The following is a 19,474-nucleotide window of genomic DNA, read 5'->3' as shown; positions in this document are numbered from 1 at the left end:
ACTAAAGCATAAAAGAATGACTATGGTTTCAAAGAAAAGGCAAACATAGAAATGAATAACGGCGCCTGTATCAAATAGGCGCCGTGAATAAATGAGGATTATCTTTCTACTTTTGGAGAGTAAATTGAATATGCGGTGATTTGGCCTGCAACGATTGCAGAGAACATGAAGAGTGCTGACAAACCTATACTTGGAATTGGCAATATAGATTGCTCAAATACAGATTGGCTGGCACTAACCAAGACACGACTACCCGGAACTAGGATGATAATACCTTGAACAATATAGATTGAGCCCGTGAGATCCATCTTCTTAGCAATCCAAGTACCATAAAGTGTTATCAATACTGTAGTAACCCAAGTACCGACAACCCAACCGCTGTCAAAACCTAGATAGAAAGGCCCCCACATACCCAGCACAGCGACAGGCAAACCTAACAAGATATCTGTTGGACGAGCATTAAACATCACGCCAATCGAAACAGAGATCAAAACCAAACCTGATACGTGCATCCACGTCGGTACCTCGTTGGTGTATGAAATAGATGCAGCCTGCCCCCACAATGCCTCACCAATATTCAGCCCCATAACAATGCCGACAAATAGTTTAATCAAGGTTAACGCGCTCTGTCCCAGCAAACTCGTACCCGAAACCAAGTCATTAAACGCCAGACACTCTAATGAGTTGGCAATCGATAATCCGGGCACAAATAGAACAATTGAAGCAATGCACAAGGCCCACACGGGAATCGGTAGTCCGGTACTAGCAAGAAATGCGACAAAAATACCGGTAATCAAAGCAGCAATAAACTCCACCGCAATAGCACGTCGTCCATGATAAACTTGTTGGCATAACCAAACCATAAGGCCTAGTAATACAGAAAAGCCAACAGCCTCTAAGGTGCTCCCAACTAGCATAAGGTACGCTGGAGGTATACCCATATTCGCTAGAGCCGTCACGAACTTTGAATAACCAACGGGCTCAGGAACTGGTTCACTACTTGGTTGGTTAATACGAATGATCGTATTCGCTAACAGGCTCAAGTTAATTGAAGCAGGTTTAAGGCGCTTCAAAATAACCGCATTATTGTCATCAGGAAATTGGTAGTTAATCGCCGTTGGTGTTGCTTGAATCATCACATCCACACCATGCTTTTTTGCATAGTGCTGCGTGTATTTTTCAAGTTTATAAGGAGCACAGCCACTGCGATGTAGAGTGTCGCCGATTTCAACAATTTTGTTAATTCGATACTGGGAAGGCATGGACGTTATAGAGGTGAAAAAATATGCGGCAAATGTAACAAACGTGAGTCGAATTGACGAGCCATTTGGGTGAATTAGTTACTCATTTTAGTACTTTTTTTTGCACTACAAAAATAATATCGCACAACATACCTATTTGTAGTTATCAATCATATCAATGCCATATAAACAGCTAAACAATACGGAAATAAAACCCAGCGACAAATGAGACTTTGCTCACGCAGATTACCCCCTTACAAGACCATAACGCACAAAAAAATAGCGCAACGGTGATTATGCGACCACTTAGCATAAAAATAGGGAAAAAAAGGTTTCGTTTTCAGTTAGATGTGGCATTATCAATCTCGTTAAGACGATGTGCGTGCATCGTATAATGGCTATTACCTCAGCCTTCCAAGCTGATGATGCGGGTTCGATTCCCGCTGCACGCTCCAACTCTTAAACCTGCTTAGTCTTTCTCAATAAGACGATAAGCGTGCATCGTATAATGGCTATTACCTCAGCCTTCCAAGCTGATGATGCGGGTTCGATTCCCGCTGCACGCTCCAATATTCTCAAACATCTCACTTGTGAACGTTTTAATATCTCTCACTGAATCGCTAGTTTAGCTTTGTATCACTAATATCCTATCGATATGTATACACAGTCACAAACTCCGAAAGTTTCAACCGTTCAAAGCTATTTCATAATCTCAATCAATATAGCAAGTTTATCTTTGTGTTAGTGTTCGCGCATTGAAAGCAATGTTGTAATAATTAAAATGTTAAAAAACAATAATTTAAGCATAGAAGCCATTACAGTGGCGCTAACTAAAGTTGAAAATGCGAACAAGGTTGAGCTTAGCATGTTGAAGGGTTACGTTGAGCAACAGCCTATGCAAGCAATTCTCAACTTTCAGGCACTAAGTGAAGCTGAATCAATTGACGATAAGCTAAAAAAGATCATGACCGAAATGCCAGATCTAAGCAGTGAGGCACACCACGTTCTTGAAACCGCGATTCTACTTTAACTTACAAACGTAACATCGCGTGAAAACACCTAAATTGATAAAGCCCAGCATCATTGCTGGGCTTTTTTGACTGTTACTGACTGATGATGATTCTAGGAGAAATTACCACGGGTTGAGCAAGGGTCAACACGACTGGTGTTAACGCTTTAGTCACTCGTGCTAATGTAATCATTGTCGGCGCGATGTTGATACTTAACCCATTACATTGCGGCTAATTGTACTTTTCGATCTTTATTAACAACGCAGAAATTGCCACGTTTGGTTCGGCATTTAGAGCAACGTTCGCATTCAACGGGGGTACGATCGCCTTCCTGCCAACGTTTAATAAGTTTTGGTTCAGAAAGCAAAGGACGCGACAAAGCAAAGTACTCAATACCGGTGTTGTTTGCGATATGTTCAATGGCGTCAATATCTGTTAGCCCTCCCACCGTGATTACGGGCGCTTTTATCTCACGGCTGACAATATCACCGTATTCATGGAAGTAACCTTCTTCTTGCACGGTATATCCATCATAGCTATCGCCAACCATGGTATTCGCTTTACCATGAACATTACCAGACATGATGATCCCATCTACGCCCAATTGATCTAAGCGCTGGCAGATTTGCCTTGTCTCTTCAAAGGTCAAGCCACCTTCAAAAAACTCCGTCGCTGTTAGCTTTACGAAAATCGGGTAATCCTGACCTACCAACTCTCGCGTCTTTTCGAAAATCTCGACCAAGAAGCGCATACGATTTTCTAAGTTGCCACCGTATTCATCTTGACGTTGATTGTAGTAAGGGCTTAAAAACTGATTGATCAGGTAAGTGTGCGCGGCATGAATTTCTACACCATCGAAACCTGATTGTTTTGCTCTTAAACTAGCAGAAGCGAAAGCGCCAACAATGTAGTCAATGTCCTGTTTCGACATTGCTGTTCCCTGTGTTTTAGTGCCCATTTCTGGAACATCACTCGGTGCAAAGATGACACGTTCACCAACGTTATAAGTTGTTTTTGTGCCACCGTAAGCAAGCTGCATAACGATCTTCGAACCATAGCTTTGCACCAGTTAAATAAGCTTTTGGTACTCTTCGATGAACGAATCATCGTAGATCCCCATCATTCCTGCATTCGGTTTTTCTTCTGCAACGATATTTGCGTAACCGGTAACAATCAACCCTACTTGCCCTTGTGCAAGCTCTTCATAAATCGCATAGAGCTTATCCGTCATATGACCATCTTCTGTCGCCATATTTTCCCAAGTCGCGCTGCGCATGAATCGATTCTTTAGAACCATATTGCCAAGGCGATTTTCGGTGAACAAAGTACTCAATTGGAACCCTCTTGATCTGTTTTCGGTGTCGATAAACGAAAAAGAGCAACCATCGAAAAATTCGAAGGTTGCTCTTCACTGTTCAATACGAACGATGTCGTGAATGACTCGAATAGTAACGGCTAATAGCAAGCCAGAAGTTAATCTAGATTAAGGTTCATGCATCCTTTGATAAGAAACTAACGCCAAATTCCTTAATGCCAGCCACTAGCTTGTCAGCGCCTTTGATTAGCTATATTTCACCGTCTGGTCAACACATTGGTATATCTCGCCGATACAAGCGTCATCGGTTAGCAAACTCTCAACAATTCGCGCGCCTTCTTGACGATAAATCACGCCATGAACTTCGCCCACTTGAGAGACTTCACCTCGGTTCGTGATTTTGCCATCAATAAGCCCGCCCGGTCGTAGAATAGTAAAATCCAAATCACTTGACATAAGCCAAGCCTCAGCGAGACTCTTCTCCCTTACCGCAGCACCGAAGCCTTGCCTTGCACGCTCCGATAAGAATCGCCACGAATCGCCACACCCTAAGGATGTCACTAATAAAAAGCGCTTAATCTCACGCTTTTGCAGAGCATCTATCAAATAACGATGTCCGATATAGTCGACTGGAACGTCAGCTCTAAAGCTGCCCATGCTTGATAAAACCAAACAGTCTTGAGGTAACGCCTCAACAGTGGCATCCACTTGGTCTTGTAGGGTTGCATCGCAAATTAACGTCTGAACTTGAAGCTCACCTAAACGTGGATTTTTACTCGGGTTTCGAGCAATAGCGATCACATTAAAACCACTTTGGTGGAATTGTTCGACCATTGCAGCACCTAAACCACTCGCAGCTCCCCAAATCGCGACAGTTTTCATAAAGACCTCTAAACAGTTGAATATACGATCATATTATCGATGTTCTTTTGTGCTTTCTTACAGATAGATCAATAAAATGAAAATCATTCGTATTTAATAGGTGGAATGAGCCATAAAAAAGGCTGACTTAATCAGCCAGCCTTAATCCAGATAAAAGAAGTTACCTATGAGTCTAATTGAATTCATAAGTGTACGAGACACCTACACTATTGTTCTCTCCAAAGTCATCTTCAGCGAAGATACTAAACAGGTTAAATGACTGCGCTTTGGAGATTTTGTAGCTCGCTCCAATTCCGGCCCAATAGCCAGAATAGTCGTCAGAACCCATAGAGCCTCCACCAAATGCTAGCAACGACCACTGTTTATTAAGCGGTTTTAAGCCAAACGCACCTAAATATCCGCCATGGGTCGATGTTGGAATCAAGACATAATCATTGTCCACGCTCGAGTCATCAAAATACGCGACTTCACCATCGTTATAACTGTAGCCAGCCATAGGAAACAACTGCCAGCCATAGGGTTCTAAACCAAAATAACTAAGCGGTACGAAGGTACCAATGCTGTAATTATTCTTATAAGCGTCATTATCATACTCAGAGCGACTGAAGTTAAAGTTCACAATACCCAATGGGAGTAACCATGAACCACCAACTCGCCACTCATCGCCATCAGCATTGATTCGAGCGTTGATCATCCGAGCTTCATCAAGCCCGATAGATCCCGAAAACTTGAGTTCTTCATTGTATGCTATGCCCGCTTTAGTAACGATCTTGGTCGGGTCTTCATGATGCTTTTCATCGGCATGCAGTGGTGCTGAACCAAAAAGGACGAGTACCGCTGCAAGCAATCTGCTTTTTGATTTCATTAGAAGGTCGCACTAACGCCAACAAAGTGAATACGGCCATCAAATGTGCCATTTACACCCGCTCGATTCATATCAACCGAACCAAAATCTGCATATTCGTAGAAAGCATCAATTAAGATGTCATCCCAATAAGTAGAAGCTCCTACTGAGTAGCGGTATTGCTCGCCAACAGGAACATCAACCCACTGCATCGTAGGATCATCTTGAGGAGAGCTTTCGTAAGAGAAACCTGCTTTTAGACGCCAGTCAGAGTTCAGTTGGTAGTCAGCACCAACGGCAAACTTCCAAACATCATCCCAATCGCGCTTAATTGGTAGACCACCTATTTGTGTCCCGAAGTCTAAAACTGTTTCATCCCAAGCACTCCAGCGATGTAACTGAACGCTGGTTAATAGGTCTAAGCGCTCGTTAACTGAATAACTTGCACTAACATCAACGATCTCTGGTAATGCGATGCCCGTTGACATTGAATCTAGTGGTCCGAGGCCTTTGACATCATTGTTGAACTCATGCTCTAACTTGGATCGATAGCTAATTCCCAACTTAATTTGTTCGGTTGGTGTATACATCACACCCAAGTTGTAGCCATAAGCCCAATCAGTGTCTTGCTTAGCAGTTAACATTGACGTTGTTTGTTGGAACGCTGCCCAGCCCAGTTGTACACCCGCACCAACAGACAACTGATCATTCACTTGGTAGCTGAGTGCTGGATTGATTTGCATGGCCGTAAGTGTGATGTCTTCAAGTAAAGCGGCACCAGCCCAGTTACTGCCGTAATCTAAGCTTGAGCCGCCTGCTGCACCGAGTGCAATACCTAAATGAAGCTTGTCTGTAATTTGGTGAGCGTGAAATGCACCAGCAGAAGGGAGAACAGAGTGACCACGTCCATTGTCAGTTGAGTCATTTCTATCTGTGTACTCCATTTCCAAGTCGAACACCATGGTATTGATAGTCGTCTTGCTCTCGCCCATATAGGACATGGTCGCTGGGTTTGTCCACATTGCGGCAGCAGAACGGGTGTAGACCCCATCCCCTGCTCCTGTGGTACCTGCATTTGCGATCACAGCTTCTTGAAGGAAGATACCGCTAGCGGAAACATTTAAGCTCGCCATAATTGCGGCTGCAGCTACTGAGATTTTTAAACAGTTTTTCATCAAAGGAGGCTCATCTAGCTAGTGAATAATTAAACTAGCTATAGGGTATCTCAAACCTCTATAAACAAATGGAATAACGCGTATTACTAGCCAAGTCCTACTTAAACTGCCTCGCCTCAAAAGCTCTTGGTTCTTCGCGATTTCGCTCTCGTTGACCCGCAATCCTCATATTCTTACTCATACCCACTTTTATTTGGTACCAAGTCTCTAACATGAGTGCTTTACCAGGACTCGTCCACCACGTTTTCTGATACAACTTTTTGTTGGCTGCAATCGCATCAGGACTTCGGTTAACACATTCGAGTGCCAAGTTGTACGCTTCCATGTAAGGATCTGACGAGAGGTGAGTAACGAGTCCATAACTTTTCGCTGTTTGGCTATCGATCACCTTTGCCGTCATTGCCATTTCTAAGGTGTGGTCTTGGCGCATCACTTCTCGAAAGGCGAGAGATCCTCCCATATCCGGGATCAATCCCCATTTCCCTTCCATAATAGAAAAATTGGAATCATAGCTCGCGATTCGGAAGTCTCCACCGCAAGCCAACTGTAAACCTCCTCCCCAACACTTACCGTGAATCGCAAAAATCACTGGGCATGGTATCTCGCGCCACCCAGTGGAAAAGCGTTGTGCGGCATTTGGTTGAGTGGGCCACCATTTGAACAATAGCTTTAACGCACCTGTTTTACTGGTGAGCAGTGATTTCACATCGAGACCCGAGCAAAAATCACTCCCGTTGGCTGTTACTATCACAGCGCGAAGGGTTCGATTCTTTTTCAAGTCTCGAGTAAGTTGATTGACAGCCATAAACATATCCATGTCGATAGCGTTCAATTTATCAGGCCGATTGAGGGTTACTGTCGCGATGTTGTTATCATCTATAGTGCAAATTACACGATCTTGATTCGTCATAAGGTAAGACATCCGATGTCATGGGCTTACTTTTAGAGTAAACATTTTATTAACATTCTCAAACGTCTCGATGTAAATTTGATACTTAGTCGATGTATTCATGTGATTTCACATAGTAAAAGCAATACCCAAGTACTACTCAGGAATCAACAGAATCAATCACGTGCACATCAATCACGCCTCGCTTTTAACAACAGAAATATGAAGTAACTACCGCCAATCACAGAAACCAGAGTCCCTGCGGCCAATTGAGCTGGAAATACAACTATTTGCCCTAGCCAATCAGCAAACAACATGAGTGTTGCGCCAATGAACATCGAAAGCAAAATTTGCTCTTTAACCGTTCTTGCTCCCACGATTGCTGCGATGTGCGGCCCCAATAGACCAACGAATGCAACGGGCCCCATGGTAGTCGTTACTACACCACACAGCACTGCAACCAAGCAGAGCAACACCAAATATGCCGCTGAAATGTTGAGACCACGAGCCGATGCGAACTGTCTCCCTGAACCAATTAACGTTATCCAACGACTCAACAGTATAGCCACAGTCACTATCGCAGAAATTACGATAGCTAGAATCAACGCCGACTCGGGTTTAACACGGTAAGTAGAGCCTGCGAGCCAAGCCAACAAGGTATATTTACCCTCTCCCACACGGGTTAGTGAAAATTGCACCAAAGCTTCCAACACCGCGGTTAACGAGATCCCCGTTAAGATTAATATGGAAGGCGCATATTGATGCTTTTTACCAAGAAACAGTAATAGAGCGAGCGCGCCCAAGCTACCAGAAAAAGCAACCCAAGGGCTTAACGTATGAATTGAGTGACCAAACAACAAACTACTCAGAATCAACGCCAATACCGCGCCTGACGACACCCCAAGAATATCTGGGCTCGCAAGCGGGTTGTAAACTAGCCTCTGTAGAATTACCCCGGCCACCGCCAAACCTCCACCAGCAAAAATAGCCGTCAACATACGTGGCCATCGAATTGACCACTCAAATGCATCAGGAAATTGGAAATAGTGTTCAGTCGAGAGTGGATGTGAAAATGAGCTTAACCCGATCAAGGCGAGCATGATTGCTCCAATCATTATGTAGATGCGCGCACTTGTCTCTTTAGCACCTTTTGGCATCGAGAAGAACATTTGGTCTTGTGCAGTTAACTGCTTTCTTGCAATCAAAATCAAGGCCGGAGCGCCTATCACAGCGGTTGCAGTACCTGTTGGAATAAGATCGAAAGACCACTGCCCAACAAAGATAGCTAAACTATCGGTCATACACAGAAGTAAGGCGCCTAACAATCCACTCGCGTACAACTCATGCTTGGCTTTCATCGCCCCGAGATAACGAGCAATGTTTGGCGCAATAAGGCCAATAAAGCTGATCACTCCCACTGTCGTAATCGACACCGAAACTAACCAAACTCCGATGAACATTAAAAGAAAGAAGGTGGTTCCAATATTTAAACCACGAGCCGCAGCGCCTTCTGTACCGATAGATAACAGCGTTAATACGCGTGGTGCAAACAGTATTATTGCGACAATAGGTAGCAGTTTGGGAAGCAGCCACTCAACTTGCTCCCAACCATTCTGACCGAGATCACCCGCCCCCCAAATAAACAGGTTCTGTGCATATTGATCGTTGAGAAGAATAATTGCCGTCGCAAATGCACCAAGTAGCAAATTCACGGCCATACCAGCCAACACAATGGGTAACCCATTCATATTCTTGAAGCCGACAATCGCGACAATCAACCCCATCGCTGTCAATGCACCCAATAGAGCAAAAATCACGGAAAATTGCCCTACCAACATTGGAGCAAAGACATTGAGCATCACTAGTCCAAGCCATGCGCCTGCAGATGTCCCCAGCGTCAATGGTGACATCATTCGATTCTGAGTTAATTGCTGGAATAAGCTACCGACTGTACCCAGAGAAGCGCCAACCAATATCGCCATTACCAAACGAGGCAAATTGACATCAACAAACCCCATCAGCTCAAACGATTCTGAATATAAGCGTTGCAGAGCCGACCAGCTTCCTGCTGTCACTATCTCTTTCATTAGCAGTGGTACTGGCCCAAAATCGCTCTGCCCTAACCATAAATGAACAATGGCTGCTAACCACAGCACAGCCACAACAATTAACCCGTTGTATTTCATTACTGCTCAGCCAACTCCAGCATAGATTCAGCTATCGCCTCAGCGTTATAGAGAATTGACATTGCACCGCCATAACTCCAACTCGGCGCCACTGATCCAACTTGGTTATTCTTCACAAATGGCATGCTTTTCCATACAGGAGAACGATTTAACTTGGCAGTGTAAGGGAAAGGTTCGAAGTACAATGCAATGCCATCTTTTACGTGTTTAAGTTCAGTGATTCTTTTCTGAGTAATACCCCATTGGCTAGCTGGTAATTGCATCGCATTTTCAAAGCCAAGTTGTTGCAGCGCATACTGAGGGATCGAGTTATCACCGTAGATAAATACAGAGTTGGTGCTTGCGAAACGAAACGACGTTACTTTCGGTTTATCCGCTGGGTATGCTTTATCCAGTAAACCTTTGAGTTCTGCGAGTCGTTCAGTCATCGCTTTCAGTTTTTGATCCGCTATTTCTTCCTTACCAAGAACATGACTTATTTTCTTGAAATTATCGATTGCAGCGTGTGCGTTATTATGAGTTTCGCTGTAAGTTTGATAGTAAAGAACAGGCGCAATTTCCGATAAACGAGATTCGAGATCTTTCTGCGGTGAAGCGATCAAAATAACATCCGGCTTTAACTGTTTAAGAACCGAAAAATTGGGTTCGGTTCGTGTCCCCACATCTTGCGCTCCTTCTGGAATAGGAGGCTGAACAACCCATTCGTTATATCCAGCGATATCAGGCACCGCAATTGGTGTCACTCCTAGCTCAATAACCTGTTCTGCAATATCCCAGTTAAGTGCGGCGATTCGCTGCGGCGCGGACGTCAAGGTTTTTATACCCTCACTGTCTTGTACCTGAAACTCGGCAAACACTTGGCCTGACCATATGCTAGCCATGATTGATAAACCTATTCCCACTTTGGTAAGTAGTAAGCCTTTATTTATTAAATCCATAGTATTCCCTATCGGTTTTAGTTGTTTCTTTTTAAACGACAAAAGCAGCCTTCTCGGGCTGCTTGTTTATTGGGGTTATGTGACCCTTTTAGAATTCGTAATTAACACTCAATTCCACAGTCTGTTCAGCGCCAAACCAACAGTTTGATTGGTCGTAGCACGCGTAATATTCTTTATCGAATAGATTGTTCACTGAAAGATTTGCATACGCGCCAATTAAGCTGTCGCTAGCGGCAGATAAATCGTAACCAATAGCTAAATCAACTAGCGTATAGGCTGGTACTTTGCCTTGTGTATTACTTGAATTCATTTGCATCGTACCTACATAGCGAGCCCCCGCACTTAAGCGAGTTCCATCCAGTGGGCCGCTAAACACGTTGTACTTTGCCCATACATTGGCTGAGTGTTCCGGAACATAGATTGGTGTTGTACCTTTCAAACCATTGTTTGCATCTTCTGTGATTTCCATATCAACAAAAGTATAAGCTGCTGATAGATCGAAGTTTTCAGTTGCATACCACTTACCACTGACTTCTGCCCCTTTAGATACAACTTCACCAATCTGAATCTTTGGTCCGTAGACATTTGTTGGATCAGCCATCAGCATGTCTTGCTTCGTGATATGGAATAGAGACACCGTTGCCTCTTTTGACATGTCATTCGCTAGGTATTTAATACCAACTTCCGCTTGTTTAGCCGTTTCTGGATCAAACTCGGAACCTGACTTATCTACACCAGGAGCTGGCTCAAAACTCGTCGCGAAACTAGCAAATGGAGAAACGCCGTTGTCGAATTCATACAAAGCACCAACACGATAAGTCAGGTGTTTGTGATCAGATTCATGGGCGTAGTAGTCACTCTCTGACTGATAATGGTCAAATCGAGCGCCGCCAATAAGAACCAGTTTATTGATACGAACTTGGTCTTGAACATAAACACCGAGCTGGCTAGATGTCGTATCATCTAGGTATTCGCCTGTCTTAGTGATATCACTTCGATCTAATAAATCATTATTTGGGTTTAATGGATCAAAGTTACCGAACCCAGCACCTGACGTTGTATACGTTGAATAGTTTGCGTTGCCATCCATGTCTTGGTAATCAAGACCAAGCAAGAGATTGTGCTCAACGCCACCAACAGCAATAGCACCACTCAATTGGTTATCAATTACAAACCCTTTAAAGCTTTCATCTGTAGAATAGAGCGCACGAACAAGCTGATTCGGATTGCTAGAATCATAAGCTTGGTGATATGTATTCTCTTGATACAAAGAAGCGTCGGTATAACGTGCATTTTGGAGGAACGACCAATCGCTGTTAAATTCATGGTTTATCTTGTAGCCAACCATAAAGATTTCGCGTTCAAACTTACTCCAGTTTTTATCTCCCATCGATACCGACGAATCGCTTGCTTTCAACACCTCTAAAGGCATTGATGAGTTGATACCCATGTTCGGATCGTTCTGGTAATAAAGATTGAAGTTGATCAGTGTCTTATCCGTAGCTTGCCAGTCGACAGATGGAGCAATCAAGTAACGCTCTTCTTCTGCATTATCCACTTGGCTATCTTGTTTTCGTGCGAGAGCAATAAGTCGGTACGAAAAGTCGCTGTTACCAAACTGACCCGTTGTATCAATCGAGGCTTCCATTAGGTTACGAGACCCCGTTGCAACCCCCACGTTCGTTAATGATTCTTGTTGAGGAGCCTTTGCTATCATATTGACCATGCCTCCAGGTGGCATCGATCCATAAAGGACAGATGTCGGCCCTTTAAATACTTCTATTTGTTGCAACGCAATTGGATCAATTTGAGGCTGCAGGTTCCAACCATTTAGACCTTGTAGAGACAAGCCATCGTAGTAACTAGCGTTACTTGTTCTAAATCCTCGAATAGAAAACTCATCATACATCGTCACCGAGCCACCTCGATGTTCAGTAACCACACCCGACACATAACGAAGCGCCTGATTAAGAGACTTCACTCCACGCTGTTCAAGTTGTTCACCTTCAATGACAGTAATGCCCTGTGGCGTTTCTTCTGGCTCTAGTGCAGATTTCGTCGCCGTATTACGATACGCCTTACCTAGGATCGTTACTGTTTCTACATCTTGCTCAGAGTTTTTATTCGGCTCTTCTGCATATGCATGAGTTGATAGCGCACTAACAAGCGCGATAGCGAGTGCGGAATACTTGAATTGAGTGTGGGTGTTCATGAGTCCCTCAGATACCAATGCTTAAGTTAAATAATAATAAATCTCATTTGCATTGTATGTATCTGACGACTCGATAATTAACAATTTGGTGCAAATATCTATAAAAAAGGGTCAATTGCTTAGGAAAAAAGCAATTGACCCTTCTATAAATACGGTCAAATCATGTATTACCCATAAACAGGGAGAGGTTGATTATGCTCGAACTATTGGAATCCAATACTCCATTTCGGCATCTTGTGACTGTGATTGATAGTCTTTTGGATAGACTTCAAGCTCATAACCATCAATTCCACGATAGCCTGAAGATGGGAGCCAATTTAGAACAAACCAAGACAGAGTTTTTGGTAACCCTTGGATGGGCCCTTTATGCTTAACCACTGCATAGGTTTGCTTGGGTACAGTAAGTATCTCGAGTTTTTCAGAAACCACACTAGGTAAAGTGGGCATAGACACCTTTTCATCCAAAACCACCCCTGCCCAATATTTTAGGTTAGTACCATCGAAATTCGCTTGGGTTATATCGACCACACCCATAAAACGTAGGTCTTGTTCCTTAGGTAACACCACTTCCTGCTCTAAGTGAGCCCACAACTGTGGAACCTTCTGTGCAAAGTCCTGAGTAAGCGAAAACAGCCCGCTGATCTCAGTACTCATACCTTTGATCAAAAAGGCATCACGCTCATCAATTTTCACTTCTACAAAACGAGCGCGACTCTCTTGTTCTAAAGCAGCAGAGAAATCCGAAACCTCGATGGGCTTCTTCAGACCTACTCTTTTACCGCTTTTTCGATATTGGCTAGGACTAATTTCGAACATTTGCTTGAAGGAGCGACTAAAGCTGATTTCTGAATTGAATCCGAGTGCGATAGCAATATCGATCACTCTTTGATCTTCATCTAACAACAATTCAGCGGCTCTACTTAACTTAAGTTCACGAACGTAGTTCGCAACGGTCATCCCCGTCTCAGACTGAAAAACACGCTGCAACTGCCAACGAGACCAACAGCTTTGGGTTGCAATCTCTTCTAACGAAAGCGGACTGCTAAGGTTGCTGTGAATAAAGCCTAGAACCTTACTAATTCGTTCAAATGCAGGGGTGTTCTTATTCAACGTTAATACTTCTTCGTCTTTAGTGGATGATAGATGGATAAATAACATTCGTTTTACAAATATTAGTATCATTAACCTCGATTCGGGTCACGCACCGTTTGTTATTCGGTCTATAAATTCCATTTCAAACGATGTTAATGCCCCAATTTGTATGGTGAAGTGCTCTCCGTTTGGTTATGATAACGAAATTGATTATCATTTATACCAATCTTATGCTGGCTCAGATACACGATATTGTTACCCGTAAAAAAGCGCCTCCCCTTCATAAAAAAGTATTCTCGCTTTCCAAAGAAGTCACTCCTTTCTTAAAAGGCAGTTTTGGACCAATTTACGGCAAAAGCATCGTAATCAGTAATCCAGACAGCCATATCGAGATTAAACGTGTTTATGATAGCTTGGCAAAAAACCATCCGGAAGCGGGAAATCCATATTGGTTAACCCGCACTTGGGACCTATTAAGCTGGCAACCAATTTACGTTACCTTTATCTCCATTTACGCATTGCACTCATTGCCTGACATTCAAAATATTGGTCAGTCGCGTATAAAAGGCTTTATCACGGGCTATCGTTTCGGCACTGATGCACACCAACATGGAAAGCCAGAAGAGCTGATACCAGAAGCGGGAAAAGCGTTATTGGCTTTAGCTGAGTTCTACCGAGAGCAAATTAACACTTGGACACGTATTCGTCCGGGCTTTACTCAGCACTTGTTGGCTGATCACCTTTTAGCGGCACTCATTAAAGTTCAACGTCACCACAATGAGTTCAGCAATGAATATATCCTTGAACAAGCGAGATTATGGTTAGAGGCTTGTGAGCTTCCAACTCGCCACTTAAGCAGCCTTAGAACCGATCCTGAAACGGGAATGTTGAAATTGATTCGAACCAGTTGCTGCCTCGTTTATAAATGTGAGTCTCGTAAACTGTGTGATGACTGCCCTCGACACCCAGACAACAAGCGCAAGACAACTAAACCTGAAAAATAACCAGCGACATTCAGTACCTACTCCATCAAAGGCGATTTATGTTCCAGCTCTCTAATATTGAAGTGATCCGCGACGACCGAACCATTTTGAAAGTCCCTGACTTAACAATACCTACCGATAAGCTCACTGTGGTGCTCGGTCATAACGGTTCAGGAAAATCAACATTGGTGAATTTGTTGTCGGGTCAAATGCAAGCAGAACAAGGAGAAGTGAAGCTCGACAGTACCTCGTTGAATTCGCTAAAAAGTAAAGAGCTCGCCAAACGCATTGCTTATTTGCCACAAAAACTTCCTACTTCAGCTGGACTCACAGTTTCGGAATTAGTTCGATTAGGACGATTCCCTTGGCGGGGCGCCTTTGGACGTTGGAATCAAGAAGATGCCACGATCATTGAGCAAGCAATGAAACGCACCGATATCGATCAGTTTTCAAGTGCGCTAGCCGATGAACTCTCTGGTGGTGAGCGTCAGCGTGCTTGGGTATCGATGCTACTCGCGCAACAATCCCCATTGCTGATTCTCGATGAGCCGACATCGGCTCTCGATGTTCATCATCAATTTCAGCTCATGAGTTTACTGGCTGAGCTTAATAAAAATGAAGGTGTGGGAATCATAGTGATCCTTCATGATCTTAACCTAGCACTGCGTTATGCCACCCACATCGTCGCTCTAAAGCAGGGAAAGATTGCCTTTGAAGGTGGTACCGATACCTTGCTAAGTGAGAAAACACTCTCAGAGTTATATGAATCACCAATCAAACTGATCGATCACCCTGTGCCAGCAGATACACTGGCTAGTCAAAAAGTGGCCGTTGTGTGTGAATAATAAAATCAATCCATATACAGCAGGCTAAACATTGGCCTGCTGTGCTTCGGGGCTATTAAAGCCACGAGTGATATTAAACAGTGTAATCAAAGTAAACACCGCGATCACAATCGACAGGTGCCATGCTTCTCCCAAACCTAACTGAACCAATCCCATACTCACTAACGACGAAACCACCATCTGCCCTCCACCGGACATAGCTGCCGCCGCACCTGCATTCTTTTTATACGGAAGCATCACTAGAGCTTGCGCACACGGCAGTGCAATACCGTTTCCAAGAATCATCAGTAACTGCCCGAGCATTAGGTACAAAGGCTCCAAAGGACAAACAAAGAGCCAAACCGCTGCACAGATATGAAGAATAGGTGTGATTAGTAGAGTTTTCTTACTGCCCAAGATAGGTCGGATCCTGCTACACAAGCTGGTGCCTCCTAACATACCCAATGCCGGTATCACGGCCCACATTGCGTATTGATCCGATGTCATTCCAATTTGGTTCTGCATGATAAACGGCATAACCGATACAGTGGTAATCATCAAACTAAAATTAAGCCAACCGATACTGGCAAAACTAATGAAATACCTTGAGCTTAGTAACTCCTTATACTGAATGATCATGCGTTTAGGTGATGGGATTTTCGAAAACTGACTGACCGTTTCTTTAAAGCGAAAAGCAATAACAAACCACACCAAACTGACGTAGCCAAGCAGTGAAACAAAGACCATGCTCCAGCCAAAATGGAAGTTAATGAAACCACCAATGACCGGCGCAATTAGAGGTGTAATTGACGCTACCATCGCAATATAAGACATGGCGATTGGTAGCTCCGAGCCTGAATATCTGTCACGCGTTGTTGCCCTAGCCAGTACAGCACAACAACCAGTTCCCAAACCTTGTAAGAAACGGCCAACGACCATATTCGTGAACGAGTAACTAAGAAAAATGATCACGAGTAGCCCCATCAAGGCGATCAAAAGACCCGTTAACAATACCTTTTTGCGTCCCAACGCATCGGAAATCGGTCCGTATAAGAACTGTGAAGGTCCAAAGCCAAGCAGGTAGACACTCACCAACAATTGAGCTTGCTCCAGTGAAACATCGAAGTCTTTGGCAATCCAAGGTAGCGATGGAAACACCAAGCCCATGCTAAGTTGACCAACGCTGATGATCAGACAAGCGAGCAAGATAGTTTTAAATTCAAAACTGGACTTCATGGCTTCACAACCTAACTTTGACGAGTGTAACTAAGAGCGACTGAAACAATGCTTACCAACTTTGCCGGTTATAGTTGAAATGCATTATGAGAAAAGACGAAATAACATACGCCACATGGTTTATTCATACAATACTATTTACATTTATTTTCGAAATAGTCACTTTTCACGAGCAATAGTAACGCTACACTAAAAGACAAGGGATGAGTTGGAGAGACTGTATGAGATTAAGTCATTGTATTACCGCTGCTTTAAGCCTAGCTATTGCATCACCTAGTCAAGCACTTCAAGTTGAGAAAATCACTGATGGTTTGTTGATTCCTTGGGGGCTTGCATACATTGACGACAGCACGATGTTGGTGACGGAGCGCGAAGGCGTGATCAAACAAGTTAACCTAAAGACTGGTGAACAAGAGACTCTTTTTCGCCTGCCTGACGTATGGGCTAAAGGACAAGGAGGTGCCTTAGATATTGCCCTCTCTCCATTTGAAAAAGACAAAATTTACGTCACCTACAGTAAGAAGCAACAAGGTGATTCCGTCACAGCTCTTGCCAGCGCAACCTACAACGGGAAGCTGATTACCGATTGGCAAGACGTGTTCGTTTCTCAATCCTTGACGGATACAGGTCGACATTTTGGTAGCCGAATTACTTTTGATAGTAACAGTCTCTATTTCTCGATTGGTGATCGCGGTGAACGAGACAACGGCCAAGACACGCAAACCCATGCAGGTTCAATATTACGGCTAACACCTGACGGCCAAGTACCCAAAAACAACCCTTTTGTGAAAAACAAAAACGTGCTTAACGAGATTTGGAGTTATGGCCATAGAAACCCTCAAGGTCTTTTCTATGATAAAAAAACCAAAAAGCTTTGGTCCATTGAGCATGGGCCTCGAGGTGGTGACGAAATCAATCTGATCAAAAAAGGCGCAAACTACGGTTGGCCAGTCACATCCCACGGTAAAGAGTATTGGGGCCCAATTAAGGTTGGCGAAGCAGAGACTAAGAAAGGTATTGAGTCGCCTGTAAAAGTCTATGTTCCCTCTATCGCTCCAGGCAGCTTGGTGCTTTACAGAGGAGAAAAATTCCCTGAGCTTGATGGCAAACTGCTATCTGGTGCGTTAAAGCTTGCCCATATTAATGTTGTGACACTCAACAATAAAAACCAAGCCGTTGCGGAAGAGCGATTGTTTGAAGAAATGGGAGAAAGAATCCGTGATATTGAAGTGACGCCAGAGGGTGATATCTACTTTAGTACCGACAACGGGAATTTGTATCGCGTAACCCATTAGGTTAGTAGCCAAGGTTGTATATTGTCGTCTTTTTGACGTGCTATCGGCCTTGGAACCCTTTTAGACAAGGGATTAGTCATTCGAATGAGTCTCGTTTTTATTTTGTTTTACGCCTCACATTTCACATCCATTATTGATATTAATAACTGTTGAATTAGTGCTTTGACTCCAGTTTTTTGCCAAAAATCACACCTATCTGTCACAAAAAGTACAACAAAACACCATACCATTGTAACTACATGATATCTAAGGGATGGAAAGTTTGACTGCCTCCAAAGTTCTGCAACCTTTAGCACAAGATACCATTGACACCGACCCTGTTTGATTTAGACTCGATTTCGGCTAGAAAGAAAGTTCTTTGTATATAAACATATCGTCGGATTACTAGTAACCCCCCGTTGTGTTGTACGCAATAGCAATAAACTTTTCCACGCTATCGGTGCCGCAATAGGCTCAAATAAAAAATAATTTAGGATATCATCATGTCTAACACAGTTACTGGTACAGTAAAATGGTTCAACGAAACTAAAGGTTTCGGCTTCATCCAACAAGAGAACGGTCCAGACGTATTCGCACACTTCTCTGCAATCGTTGGTGACGGCTTCAAAACTCTTGCTGAAGGCCAAAAAGTTGAGTTCGTAGTATCTCAAGGTCAAAAAGGTCCTCAAGCAGACAGCATCAAAGTAATCTAATTGATCGCTTAAAGCATTCCTGAAATAGCCAGCCGACGCTGGCTATTTTTTTACCCAAAATTCATTCAGTTAAGGTAAGATAGAGGTCAATTTATAATACAAGACAGTGCTAATGGCTCTTAAACCTACAATCTACAAATTTCGTATCTCTCTCACTGACATGAATCGAGATTACTACGACTCGTTCAACCTTACTATTGCACAGCACCCTTCTGAGACTGAACAACGCATGATGGCACGTATCATGGCGTTTTGTATCAATGCTTCACCAGAGCTTCAATTCACCAAAGGTTTATCGACTATTGAAGAGCCAGACCTATGGCAAAAGTCTCTTGATGACCAAATCCTAGAGTGGATCGACGTAGGTGAACCGGATCCAGAGCGCGTTAAGAAAGCCACTCGATTATCAAAATCAGTGAAAGTATTCAGCTTCAACACCAAATCAAATGTTTGGTGGGAACAGAACCGCGGTAAGTTTGGCTACTTGGATGCTCAAATTGTTCGACTTAGCAACGAAGGCATTGAACAGCTGGCGGAAATGACAGAACGCACCATGGATCTTTCAGTGATGCTTACGGGCAATTCAGCCTTTGTTAACAGTGATACCCAGTCTGCTGAAGTGACTTGGGAAGAGCTGCAAAGCAACGAATAACATCAGCA

At 43.5% G+C, this 19,474-nt stretch carries 16 protein-coding genes, 2 tRNA genes and 1 pseudogene; 8 read left to right on the top strand and 11 right to left on the bottom strand.

What is annotated here, in order from left to right:
• Positions 1-98: 98 nt before the first annotated feature.
• On the bottom strand, positions 99-1,262 hold the full coding sequence (locus OCV50_RS18600; protein WP_261904208.1) for a threonine/serine exporter family protein: 1,164 nt from the start codon (positions 1,260-1,262) through the stop codon (positions 99-101).
• 359 nt (positions 1,263-1,621) lie between these two features.
• Between OCV50_RS18600 and OCV50_RS18595 the strand changes: the two genes are divergently transcribed.
• The 3 genes from OCV50_RS18595 (at position 1,622) to OCV50_RS18585 (ending at position 2,271) form a co-directional block, all read left to right on the top strand.
• Positions 1,622-1,696: transfer RNA gene (locus tag OCV50_RS18595), tRNA-Gly, on the top strand.
• Positions 1,697-1,735: 39 nt separating this feature from the next.
• Positions 1,736-1,810: transfer RNA gene (locus tag OCV50_RS18590), tRNA-Gly, on the top strand.
• 212 nt (positions 1,811-2,022) lie between these two features.
• Positions 2,023-2,271 carry a hypothetical protein gene (locus OCV50_RS18585; RefSeq protein WP_239839818.1) on the top strand — a complete coding sequence of 83 codons (249 nt, stop codon included), beginning with the start codon at positions 2,023-2,025 and terminating at the stop codon, positions 2,269-2,271.
• Positions 2,272-2,471: 200 nt separating this feature from the next.
• Here the strand turns inward: OCV50_RS18585 and OCV50_RS18580 are convergent.
• From OCV50_RS18580 to OCV50_RS18540, 9 genes and pseudogenes are all read right to left on the bottom strand, one after another.
• Positions 2,472-3,584: pseudogene (locus tag OCV50_RS18580) on the bottom strand (NADH:flavin oxidoreductase).
• Positions 3,585-3,812: 228 nt separating this feature from the next.
• Complete coding sequence (locus OCV50_RS18575) at positions 3,813-4,448, bottom strand: SDR family NAD(P)-dependent oxidoreductase (RefSeq protein ID WP_261904207.1); 636 nt, start codon at positions 4,446-4,448, stop codon at positions 3,813-3,815.
• Positions 4,449-4,620: 172 nt separating this feature from the next.
• Complete coding sequence (locus OCV50_RS18570; RefSeq protein WP_261904206.1) at positions 4,621-5,313, bottom strand: hypothetical protein; 693 nt, start codon at positions 5,311-5,313, stop codon at positions 4,621-4,623.
• On the bottom strand, positions 5,313-6,467 hold the full coding sequence (locus OCV50_RS18565) for an OmpP1/FadL family transporter (RefSeq protein ID WP_261904205.1): 1,155 nt from the start codon (positions 6,465-6,467) through the stop codon (positions 5,313-5,315). Before OCV50_RS18565 ends, OCV50_RS18570 begins: the two co-directional genes overlap by 1 nt.
• Positions 6,468-6,564: 97 nt before the next feature.
• On the bottom strand, positions 6,565-7,377 hold the full coding sequence (locus OCV50_RS18560; RefSeq protein ID WP_261904204.1) for a crotonase/enoyl-CoA hydratase family protein: 813 nt from the start codon (positions 7,375-7,377) through the stop codon (positions 6,565-6,567).
• Between the two features lie 170 nt (positions 7,378-7,547).
• Positions 7,548-9,542, bottom strand: a complete 1,995-nt coding sequence (gene fhuB / locus OCV50_RS18555; RefSeq protein WP_261904203.1) for a Fe(3+)-hydroxamate ABC transporter permease FhuB — start codon at positions 9,540-9,542, stop codon at positions 7,548-7,550.
• Complete coding sequence (locus tag OCV50_RS18550) at positions 9,542-10,423, bottom strand: iron-siderophore ABC transporter substrate-binding protein (RefSeq protein WP_390905175.1); 882 nt, start codon at positions 10,421-10,423, stop codon at positions 9,542-9,544. The genes fhuB and OCV50_RS18550 overlap by 1 nt, the downstream gene beginning before the upstream one ends.
• Before the next feature lie 145 nt (positions 10,424-10,568).
• Positions 10,569-12,692, bottom strand: coding sequence for a TonB-dependent siderophore receptor (locus OCV50_RS18545; protein WP_261904201.1), 2,124 nt, complete (start codon positions 12,690-12,692; stop codon positions 10,569-10,571).
• Positions 12,693-12,884: 192 nt separating this feature from the next.
• On the bottom strand, positions 12,885-13,850 hold the full coding sequence (locus OCV50_RS18540; protein ID WP_261904200.1) for an AraC family transcriptional regulator: 966 nt from the start codon (positions 13,848-13,850) through the stop codon (positions 12,885-12,887).
• A gap of 164 nt (positions 13,851-14,014) precedes the next feature.
• On the opposite strand from OCV50_RS18540, the gene OCV50_RS18535 reads away from it, so the two are divergent.
• Positions 14,015-14,788: a siderophore ferric iron reductase gene (locus tag OCV50_RS18535; RefSeq protein ID WP_261904199.1), complete on the top strand. Its 774-nt coding sequence runs from the start codon at positions 14,015-14,017 to the stop codon at positions 14,786-14,788.
• A 38-nt stretch (positions 14,789-14,826) separates the two neighbouring features.
• Positions 14,827-15,612 (top strand): ABC transporter ATP-binding protein, encoded by a 786-nt coding sequence (locus tag OCV50_RS18530; protein WP_239839806.1) that lies wholly within the window; start codon positions 14,827-14,829, stop codon positions 15,610-15,612.
• Between the two features lie 24 nt (positions 15,613-15,636).
• On the opposite strand, the gene OCV50_RS18525 is transcribed toward OCV50_RS18530, so the two are convergent.
• A complete protein-coding gene (locus OCV50_RS18525; RefSeq protein WP_261904198.1) occupies positions 15,637-16,827 on the bottom strand; it encodes a multidrug effflux MFS transporter in 1,191 nt (396 codons plus the stop codon).
• 221 nt (positions 16,828-17,048) lie between these two features.
• Here OCV50_RS18525 and OCV50_RS18520 point away from each other — a divergent pair, with 221 nt between their 5' ends.
• The 3 genes from OCV50_RS18520 to OCV50_RS18510 all read left to right on the top strand — a co-directional run bounded on the left by OCV50_RS18520 (position 17,049) and on the right by OCV50_RS18510 (position 19,466).
• Positions 17,049-18,122 carry a PQQ-dependent sugar dehydrogenase gene (locus tag OCV50_RS18520; protein ID WP_261904197.1) on the top strand — a complete coding sequence of 358 codons (1,074 nt, stop codon included), beginning with the start codon at positions 17,049-17,051 and terminating at the stop codon, positions 18,120-18,122.
• Between the two features lie 482 nt (positions 18,123-18,604).
• On the top strand, positions 18,605-18,814 hold the full coding sequence (locus tag OCV50_RS18515; RefSeq protein WP_032552737.1) for a cold-shock protein: 210 nt from the start codon (positions 18,605-18,607) through the stop codon (positions 18,812-18,814).
• Between the two features lie 112 nt (positions 18,815-18,926).
• Positions 18,927-19,466, top strand: a complete 540-nt coding sequence (locus OCV50_RS18510) for a YaeQ family protein (RefSeq protein WP_239839803.1) — start codon at positions 18,927-18,929, stop codon at positions 19,464-19,466.
• Positions 19,467-19,474: the final 8 nt, after the last annotated feature.

Source organism: Vibrio fortis (assembly GCF_024347475.1).
Classification (GTDB): domain Bacteria; phylum Pseudomonadota; class Gammaproteobacteria; order Enterobacterales; family Vibrionaceae; genus Vibrio; species Vibrio fortis.
Note: the sequence above shows the minus strand (reverse complement) of the source record. Positions and strands in the feature narration are given on the sequence as shown.